Raw genomic sequence first — 8608 nt, 5'->3', positions numbered from 1 at the left:
GGCTCATGGTTAGGCGGTTGGCGTAATTTGTTACACCCCTACCCCTTCTCAAACAACCTCTTAGCCAAAATGTCGAAGGTATTCTTTTGTACGGGTGGGTCATTGTCCGTCAGTGTCTTAACAGCCCCATTACTTTCAGTTCATAACGCAATCTTGCAGCTTCTGGTGATCGCTGTTGTTCATACAGAGCGATCGCCTGCTGGAACGATTCCAGACTTTCTGTAATGCTCCCTGCTTTTAGGAGCGCAACACCTAAATTTTGGTGAGCTTCAGCATAAGTCGGCTGGAGTTGGAGCGCTCGATTGTAGTGCACAATGGCATCCTTTAAGTTACCCATTGCTTTAAACGTTAGCCCTAAATTGTAGTAGCCCACAGCAAAGGTTGGGTCGATGGCGATCGTCATTTGATAAAGCGTTTTGGCTCTAACCAGTTCGCCCTGATCTTTAAGCAAATTGCCCCAGTTATTGTATGCACCCAGTTTGAGACGTTGTGGTAAGGGTTGCTCGATCGCGGCCTGATAGTGCTCTGCTGCCTGGGTCACCGCATTGAGCTGGGTGCAAAGACCTCCCAGGTGGTAGTGCAGTTCGTACAGGACAGGTACCTCGGTTGCTGTTTGCAGCCCTTGTCGAAGGAGTGCCAGTCCGCGCGTAGAATCACCCAAATCAGCGTACAGAGCGCCAAGCTTGCTGCAAGTGTAAGCGTCCTCAGGATGGGTTGTCAGGTAGCGTTCCATAATGGTACGGGCACGATCGACTTTTTGCCGCTGGTTGATCGTCGCCGCCCGATACCCCGTGTGCTGAATGGCGATATCCGATAAGCCGATAAGCTGCCAGTGGGGTTCTGCTTGTAGAAGTGTCGCAATGCTATCGTCAATCAGTTCGTGATAGGGGCGAGTAAAGGCAATCGCGGGATGTCTGCGAAACAGGCGTGAAAGCTGTGCATAGGGATGGGTGGTGCCTAATTCTTCGCGTAGCAGCGTTACGGCGATCGCATCCTCTTGCTGCATTACCTGGCGCAATTGGGGCACAATCTCTGTTACCAGCACTTCATCGGCATCGAGTACCAAAATCCAGTCGCCGTGGGCATACTTGAGCGATTCATTGCGTGCAGCCGCAAAATCGTCACACCAGCTAAAGGAGTAGACCTGTGTTTTGTGTGCTTGAGCAATCTCAACCGTGTGATCGCGAGATCCCGTATCAACAATGATTATCTCGTCCACAATGCCTGCTACACTCGCTAAACAGCGATGCAAGTTGGCTTCTTCGTCTCGTACAATCATGCAAAGACTTAACATCATTGCTGGAGATCTCCTGTCTACGCGCTGCAATACTTCTTATGACGATCGTAGAAGGATCTGTCCACACTTTAAGGGCTGTCTCCTTAAAAGTTGGTTTTTGCCGTTGACAAGCTCATGGAACACCTCGCGATCACGTAGCCACGGTTAAAAATCATTGAGGGCCATGCCATAAATCCGTTTGCCTGACGTTGAGCAATTGCCACAATGTAGACCTGATCTCGGCGTTCTCTGCGCCTCTGTGGTAAATTGCACGTTGTACCTACGCCACTTTTTGCTTCAGCGTCCCATCTTCAAGATTGACGACTCTATCAGCAAAATCGATGATGCGCGAATCGTGAGTGACCATCAGCACGGTGCGGTTATGCTCCTTTGCCAAGCGATGAAGCAGTTCAATCACGGCATAGCCATTTTGAGAATCCAACGCGGCGGTTGGCTCATCCGCCATGATGAGTTTGGGATCGCCTCCCAGTGCCCGCGCGATCGCCACCCGTTGCTTTTGTCCACCAGACAAATCGCGTGGCAGTTGGTTTGCCTTTTCTGCCAGCCCAACCTGCTCTAATAAAATGCGCGCCTCTTTTGCCGCCGTCTGTTTCCGCACGCCTTTCACCGTAAGTGCTACTTGCACATTCTCTAATGCCGTTAGTGCCGGAAATAAGTTAAACCCTTGAAAGATAAAGCCGATATGCGCTAGCCGAAACCGCGCTAGCTGCGATCGCGACATTCCTGTAATCTCCTGACCGAGCAGATGCACCTCCCCTTCCGTAGGGGTTAGAATGCCTGCCAAAATCGAAAGCAATGTCGTCTTACCTGAACCAGAAGGCCCCATCAAAAGTTGGATCTCACCGCTCTGTAATTCCAGATCAATCTTCTTCAAGGCTTGGTAGCAATCTGCCCCTGACTGAAAGCTCATGCTGACACCCCTTGCCGCGATCGCCGGAGCTATTTTTGTCAGGCTAGGTTTAGTCAGCAGCGCAGCAGAAATGGCAGCGCTTGGGGCTGAGTAGGTCGCTACAGGTAACTGGTATGCAGTCATTAGGTCATGAACGTTATGTACGTAATCTTAGACGCGGGCGCAGACAAAAAAGTTCAACGTAGCGATGTGGCTCAATGCCGGGGAACGATCCAAGGCTGTTGCGAGGGCTGAAACCGACATTCTTCTACAATGCAGAACGTCCAAGCGCTTTTCTTTCATAAATGAAACGTTGCTCAGCCGCTTTCTCAGATATCCTCTTAATCAAATTTTATAAGTAAAGAATGAGAAGGCTATGAGCAACTGATGAAGGACTCATAAGCGAATGACAAAGAATGTTGCCTTCGTCCAATGTCTTGGGCTTGCCTCGACCCTAAAAGACATAGAAACGAAAATAGCGCGCGCCGCTGTGATCGGCTCAACGGTACACATGAATATGATCGTTACTAACAGTGTTAAAACGGCTCAATATCGAGCTGAGGCACGATCGCAGTTTAATCCTTTTGCTCTTTTTAGATTCAGCAGGTCTATACTCCAGGTTACTCTGAAACTGATTTATGACAAAACTGAGAAAAAGTTTGCAGACGTTACATCATGGTTCTGTCGCCGAGCGCCTTTTCAAAGGAGACACGGGTGCTTTTGCCTTTTCTTCCTGAAGTATTCCTGAGAACGAGGATATGCTTAGAAATCAAGAAGCACATCAGCGTTTAGAACAGAGCCTCAATCGCTTCCAAACCCTGATGCTTCACAAGCTTGTGAGTTTTACCGTCTACAGCCTATTGCCGCAGAACAAGCATTAGGTAACGCTTGTTCTGCTTTCCTGGTAACTGCGACAGTAAACAGTCTAAAGGCTAAAGAGCCGCCTTCAGAGCGCTAAGAGTTGAGTGTTGGACATGTAAGTCTGTTGACCTGAAGCTGGCTAAGAACGAAGGAACGGGTTCTTCAATGGGTTGAAGGTCTCGATCGCGTCATGTTGATGCATGGAATGTCATTGCAAAAGAAGCAAACAGTTTCTTCAACTAGAGCTTTACCAAAATCGGCTTCAGCTCGATCAACTTACACGAAAACTGGAAGAATAAAGCAAAAAAATAAAAGTAAATCTGTGAAAAAATATTGTTAGGTTTGAGGGATTTAAGGCTATATTTTCTATAGCGCCAGATTACTGGTTTGTCCCTACTTCATCACCCTGGAGTTCTCAGGATAGAGAGATGACTGATATTGCAACGGCTCCACTGACTGGAAAAGCATTACTTCAAAAAGTAAAAGAACTTTCGCACTTGCCGCGCCGAGAAACAGCAAAGCGCTGTGGGTACTATACCGTAACGAAAACCAACCAGACACGCGTCAATTTGACTGACTTTTATGATGCGGTGCTAGGTGCTAGAGGCATTCCCCTAAGTCCCGAAGGATCAAAAGATGGCCGCGGTCGGGAACCAACTTATCGAGTGAGTGTTCACAAAAATGGTCAGATCGTAATTGGTGCGGCTTACACTCAAGCGATGGGGTTGAAGCCCGGAGATGAGTTTGAAATTAAGCTTGGCTATAAGCATATACACCTGATTCAGTTAGATGCGGGTAAAGGTGAGAGTAATGGCTCTCATGCGGATGCTTAGTTGAAGCCCTCAAATTTTTACCTCTAAAGATCTGCTGATCGGCGCAGGGTTGATTTGGTTAGGCTAAGAAGTCGCAATCTGAGATCGCCTAGCGTTCTATGCCGATTGCTAAAAAGCCTTTGATGGGGGACAAGTGATATGTTCCCTACCAAAGGCTTTTCTGTTTAAGGCTCCTCAATTAGAGCTGCTTAAAAGGTTAAGTTCTGCAACCGAGTTTAGTTTGTGACTGTGTAGAGCGACTGTTTAGAGCTTGATTCAAGACGATCGCGCTCTTACGAGATGTAGTTTAAGGCGTAGCTTGACTTATCCTGGTTGTACAACAAATGGCGCTTAAAGGTGAGATAAGGCTTGCGTTGAGTCTGCATCCTTGAGTTACTTATAGCGGCCCTTTGCACATAATTAGCCTTTCCCTAAAGTCTCTTAGGCTAGAGGTAAAGCGATGTTTCTAAGAGCATTGCGCCATGCCTGTTTGTGATCGGTTTTTATGGTAACTACAGATCAATTTAGCGCCTTATTCACGGCTGTAATCGTGAACCGTTCGGCGATCGTTAAAAGCACTATCTTCTTCTTGGCGTGGTTTATTGTCTGGTTGCCAATGGCGATTCCGTTGGCGATCGTGCTGAAATGGCGTCCTCCCAAGCCATTATCAGTTGGACAGAAGCTTCCTCTCGTGCTGTCGCTTTACGTTCTGGCCCCACTGGTTTTGTGGGGCTTTAATACCGCTGATGGGACTACATTTGCTGCCTACGGTGTTGTCCTCAATGGATCAAGTCTCATCTCTCTGCTAGTGGGGATAGGGTTGGGGATTCTGGGCGTTGGCCTTTTATTCGGCCTTGAACGCTGGGCAGCGTGGATCGAGCTAAATCTGGCGAATCGAAGCCAGTTTTTTGCCGCGTTGTTGCCAACGTTCGCGATTGGGTTAGCCGTCAGCGCGATCGAAGAACTTATCTTTCGTGGGTTTCTACTCAATCAGCTACAGCACGACTACGCCCTATGGATCGCGGCAGCCAGTTCAAGCCTTATCTTTGCCTTACTTCACCTGGTTTGGGAAGGCGTTGAAATTGCGCCTCAGTTGCCTGGGCTGTGGTTGATGGGGATCGTCCTAGTCATTGCGCGCTGGGCTGATAAGGGCAGTCTGGGACTGGCATGTGGTCTTCATGCTGGCTGGATCTGGGGCATGGCAAGTTTGGATGCAGCACAGCTCATTCACTACACCGATCGCGCGCCTGAGTGGTTGACTGGACTAAAAAAGCAGCCGCTTGCCGGTGGCATGGGGCTGCTCTTGCTAGGGGTAACAGGTGGTGTACTTTGGGGCATTGGTAGGTGAATGAGTGCTAGCCCCTCAATATTTCAGCGTTAGCAATAGGACGAGATATCTTCGCCGCAATCGTCGGCTAGATACGACAGTGCCCGAAAGCGTAAGCTGACGAGTTGGTCGTAAAGAGGATTGAGCTTGCATAGTGGAGGAATGTGCGCGATCGTGCGGCCAAAGAGGTTAATATCGCGCTCAAACGGGCACTGAGAAGGAATCAGCTTACACAGAAAGTGAGCAATTCTGGGATCTTGCACATCCATTTGGTCTAACCAATCGCGCACGGGCTGCAAGACCGTTGTCTGCGGGTGCAAGTTTACGTAAGACTGCATTGGGCGCTCAATGCCAGAGACAAACATCGGTTGATGCGATAGCTCAGCTTCAAGCGTATTCGTCGCTTGGAGCTCACTACCAATGTGCGGTTCGGTCAGGGTTGTACGAAGGACTTCCAACACTTCTGTTTTGAGTCCAAGCGATTGACAGTAGCGGAAGAGGATTTCATCCTCGCTGAAGGAATAAACACCATCCGCGATCGCCACCATAACAGCCATTCTCAGAAAATGCTCAGCAGCAGCGGGGTCGTGTTCAAATGCTTCTGCTAGCTCAGCAGGTGAAACCGGGTCTAGTGCTTTTGAGGTGTCGATGGCAGCTAGATCCTGGTTAGTTAGGGAAGTAATCAGATTTTTCTCCTCTGGAGCGAAATTTCCATCAGCCCAAGCGATCGTTAACAGTCCACGAAACCAAACGGATATTTGTTGGTTTGTGTAGGGAAGTTGAAGCGTGCTAGTCATTCGTTTTCAGCTATTTCGACTAGATTCCGAGTCGATTGTAGCTCTTTCTTTACATAGAGTGACTGTAGTCTAGATGACTAAACGCCTGAAAAGTCCGCTAGAAGCCGCATCTCTGTTCTCTAAAGGTTCGGTAAACCTTACTTTAAAGTTGACTTTAACCTCGTTTGGCCTTGCGCTAACGTTTTAATTTCTTAGGTGAAGTAACTGCGTAATACCATCTACACTTAATTGGGCTACAGATCAAGAACCTCAAAGAGTGATGGCACAGAGCTTCTGTAACTCAACACTCAAAACTCAAAACTGGTATTAGAACGGTTCTCTACCCGTTTATAGTGATGAGGAGAAGGGATGCAAGATTACTGGTCGTCCAGGGTATTTGTCTAGAGTCCTTTAACTAGCCCCTTCGCAGCCTTCAGCTAATAGGAGACAGATATGTTTGGTCTTGGGTGGCCCGAAGTTGTCATTATTCTCATTGCGGCAGTCCTCATCTTTGGCCCTAAAAAAATTCCAGAGCTGGGCAGTACGCTGGGTAAAACGCTGCGGGGCTTTAAAGAAGGGGTAAGCCAAACTGAAGACGAGCAAGACGAGCAAGACGAGGACTACCACCGTTAGGGCATCAGCGTCGAATCGCTCTGCTATCAACTCCCCTTGCATACAGGGCGTGTGGAACTTTTTAATGACAGCTTTATGAGGGCAATCGCTTGATCTTAAGTGAAGCTAATTTCATCGCATATGCTTTGCTTCCTAAGCAACTCTACAGCAGTTTTTCTAAGCCATAAACCAGCACTTTGAGCGGCACGACTTTGCGGATTGCTAGCAGTACGCCTGGCATGTAGCATGCGCGATCGCTCGTGTCGTGACGTAAAGTATAAACCTGCCCAGACGCGCCAAAGATCACCTCTTGATGAGCGATTAAACCGGGGAGTCGCACGCTATGGATCCGAATATCTGCTTCTGATAGGCTGCCGCGTGCACCTGGAAGCTTTTCAGTTTCTTGCACGCTGGATGGGTTGAACGTTTTACCAAGCTCTGCCAGCATTTGGGCCGTTTGAATGGCGGTGCCGCTGGGTGCGTCGGCTTTCTGGTTGTGGTGTAGCTCAATAATTTCAACGTGATCGAAGTATTGAGATGCCTGGATCGCCGCCTGTTGCAGTAGCACCATGCCGATCGAGAAATTTGGAATGACCAGACAACCCGTGCTGGCTTTGTCTGCAAACTCAGCGAGGTCTTGGAGTTGTTCAGCACTCAGGCCAGTTGTCCCAACCACAGGACGAATGCCGTAGGCGATCGCTGAACGAACATTGCTGTATACCGAGCTAGGGTGGGTAAAGTCTACCATCACACCAAGCTGTTTTTCCTGCGCCAGCATAGCTAACATTGGCTCAAACTCATTGGTAACAGGTACCTCAAGCGCTCCGCAACCTGCTAATTCGCCAATATCCTGCCCCTGGTATTCTGGGCTGCGATCGACCGCTCCAATGAGGGTCATGTCGTCTGCTTGGGCGATCGCTTTCACGACTTCACGCCCCATTTTGCCCCCTGCACCATTCACTAAAACCGGGATGGGAAGCTGCCCTGTCATCGTTTTACTCGCCTCTGTAAGCTATCTCTAAGCCATCTTAGGTATTCTAAACTGGGGTAAGCTTCTCCGAGCGAAGGGTTGGAAAAATGCAAGCGTAAGTTTTAACTCAGCTTTAGCTTTCTCGTCTTCTATGCAAGGGTGAGCAGACACAACAGCAATGCTTCTGTCCATTCCACAACGGCCCCATACGTATCGCCTGTATGACCGCCTAACTGGTTGTTGAACCATGCTCCAGTTAAGAGAGCGACCGCACTGCCACCGCCAATCGTTAGCCAAACAATCAACCACGGTGTGAGACTGAGCCAGCCGAGTAAACCACTCATAGCCAGGAGCAGCACCAATGAGGGTAGGACTTCCCACCGCGATCGCAGTGCTGCTTTGTGGAAAGCACCCTTGCCATCTGGTTTGAGATAGGGATAGAAAACGATCGTGGCTACTTGGCCCCAACGTCCCCAAGCCGCCACCAGCATCAGCACGAGCCAGCGCTGTGAGGCAATATCAGTGAGAGCCGCTACTTTGAGTAGAAGAATGATGCTTACTGCCATTGACCCGAAAGCTCCAGTGCGACTGTCTGCCATTACTTGAAGGCGGCGCTCTGGATCTAGCACAGCCAAGCCATCGGCAGTATCTATCGCACCGTCTAGGTGTAGCCCGCCAGTGATGCCAACCCAGGTGACTACAGCGATCGCACTGCGGGTCAGTGGAGGCATGCCTAGATGGAACAAAGCAAGATCAAGCAGCCCGATTAAACCGCCGATCGCCAAGCCTACAACAGTTGCCCAGCGGGCGATGCCGTGAAAGGTAGGCGTCCAGCGCGGTGGAAGCGGGATACAGGTATAAAATGCGATCGCGCCTAAAAACGTCGAGAGATGCTTCAACATAACGCGTTACTTGTTAAGAACCCATTGCTCTACCAGGAAAGAAGCCGCTTTACATAGCCTTTGTTCGTTGCCTCAAAACCGCCATACTTCAGAGTTCTCGACGATTGCCTGAGAGGATGTCTTAAAAGGTATGAATGCCTACCCGAACCGCCCCCCTGCCCC

The 8608-nt window shown here is 49.3% G+C and carries 8 protein-coding genes; 3 read left to right on the top strand and 5 right to left on the bottom strand.

Annotated elements, in window-relative coordinates; all coding sequences use genetic code 11:
- Positions 1-109: 109 nt before the first annotated feature.
- Both AC5JLP_RS00455 and AC5JLP_RS00450 read right to left on the bottom strand, forming a co-directional pair.
- On the bottom strand, positions 110-1297 hold the full coding sequence (locus AC5JLP_RS00455; protein WP_496065919.1) for a glycosyltransferase: 1188 nt from the start codon (positions 1295-1297) through the stop codon (positions 110-112).
- Positions 1298-1556: 259 nt separating this feature from the next.
- Positions 1557-2330, bottom strand: a complete 774-nt coding sequence (locus AC5JLP_RS00450; protein WP_496065918.1) for an ABC transporter ATP-binding protein — start codon at positions 2328-2330, stop codon at positions 1557-1559.
- Between the two features lie 1145 nt (positions 2331-3475).
- Between AC5JLP_RS00450 and AC5JLP_RS00445 the strand changes: the two genes are divergently transcribed.
- A complete protein-coding gene (locus AC5JLP_RS00445; protein ID WP_496065917.1) occupies positions 3476-3880 on the top strand; it encodes an AbrB family transcriptional regulator in 405 nt (134 codons plus the stop codon).
- 484 nt (positions 3881-4364) lie between these two features.
- A complete protein-coding gene (locus AC5JLP_RS00440) occupies positions 4365-5207 on the top strand; it encodes a CPBP family intramembrane glutamic endopeptidase (protein ID WP_496065916.1) in 843 nt (280 codons plus the stop codon).
- Between the two features lie 29 nt (positions 5208-5236).
- Here AC5JLP_RS00440 and AC5JLP_RS00435 read toward each other — a convergent pair whose 3' ends face one another.
- Entirely contained in the window at positions 5237-5983 is a 747-nt protein-coding gene (locus AC5JLP_RS00435; protein ID WP_496065915.1) for a Mo-dependent nitrogenase C-terminal domain-containing protein, read from the bottom strand.
- Positions 5984-6415: 432 nt separating this feature from the next.
- Between AC5JLP_RS00435 and tatA the strand changes: the two genes are divergently transcribed.
- Positions 6416-6595: a twin-arginine translocase TatA/TatE family subunit gene (tatA, locus tag AC5JLP_RS00430; RefSeq protein WP_496065914.1), complete on the top strand. Its 180-nt coding sequence runs from the start codon at positions 6416-6418 to the stop codon at positions 6593-6595.
- Positions 6596-6737: 142 nt separating this feature from the next.
- On the opposite strand, the gene dapB is transcribed toward tatA, so the two are convergent.
- Positions 6738-7565: a 4-hydroxy-tetrahydrodipicolinate reductase gene (gene dapB / locus AC5JLP_RS00425; RefSeq protein ID WP_496065913.1), complete on the bottom strand. Its 828-nt coding sequence runs from the start codon at positions 7563-7565 to the stop codon at positions 6738-6740.
- Positions 7566-7693: 128 nt separating this feature from the next.
- Positions 7694-8446, bottom strand: a complete 753-nt coding sequence (cobS, locus tag AC5JLP_RS00420) for an adenosylcobinamide-GDP ribazoletransferase (RefSeq protein WP_496065912.1) — start codon at positions 8444-8446, stop codon at positions 7694-7696.
- Positions 8447-8608 lie beyond the last annotated feature (162 nt).

The organism is Stenomitos rutilans (genome assembly GCF_059505485.1).
Note: the sequence above shows the minus strand (reverse complement) of the source record. Positions and strands in the feature narration are given on the sequence as shown.

What these genes read in the sequence shown, in the direction of transcription:
- AC5JLP_RS00455 (WP_496065919.1), bottom strand. Translation starts at nt 1,297, where the DNA reads ATGATGTTAAGTCTTTGCATGATTGTACGAGACGAAGAAGCCAACTTG.
- AC5JLP_RS00450 (WP_496065918.1), bottom strand. Translation starts at nt 2,330, where the DNA reads ATGACTGCATACCAGTTACCTGTAGCGACCTACTCAGCCCCAAGCGCT.
- AC5JLP_RS00445 (WP_496065917.1), top strand. Translation starts at nt 3,476, where the DNA reads ATGACTGATATTGCAACGGCTCCACTGACTGGAAAAGCATTACTTCAA.
- AC5JLP_RS00440 (WP_496065916.1), top strand. Translation starts at nt 4,365, where the DNA reads ATGGTAACTACAGATCAATTTAGCGCCTTATTCACGGCTGTAATCGTG.
- AC5JLP_RS00435 (WP_496065915.1), bottom strand. Translation starts at nt 5,983, where the DNA reads ATGACTAGCACGCTTCAACTTCCCTACACAAACCAACAAATATCCGTT.
- tatA (WP_496065914.1), top strand. Translation starts at nt 6,416, where the DNA reads ATGTTTGGTCTTGGGTGGCCCGAAGTTGTCATTATTCTCATTGCGGCA.
- dapB (WP_496065913.1), bottom strand. Translation starts at nt 7,565, where the DNA reads ATGACAGGGCAGCTTCCCATCCCGGTTTTAGTGAATGGTGCAGGGGGC.
- cobS (WP_496065912.1), bottom strand. Translation starts at nt 8,446, where the DNA reads ATGTTGAAGCATCTCTCGACGTTTTTAGGCGCGATCGCATTTTATACC.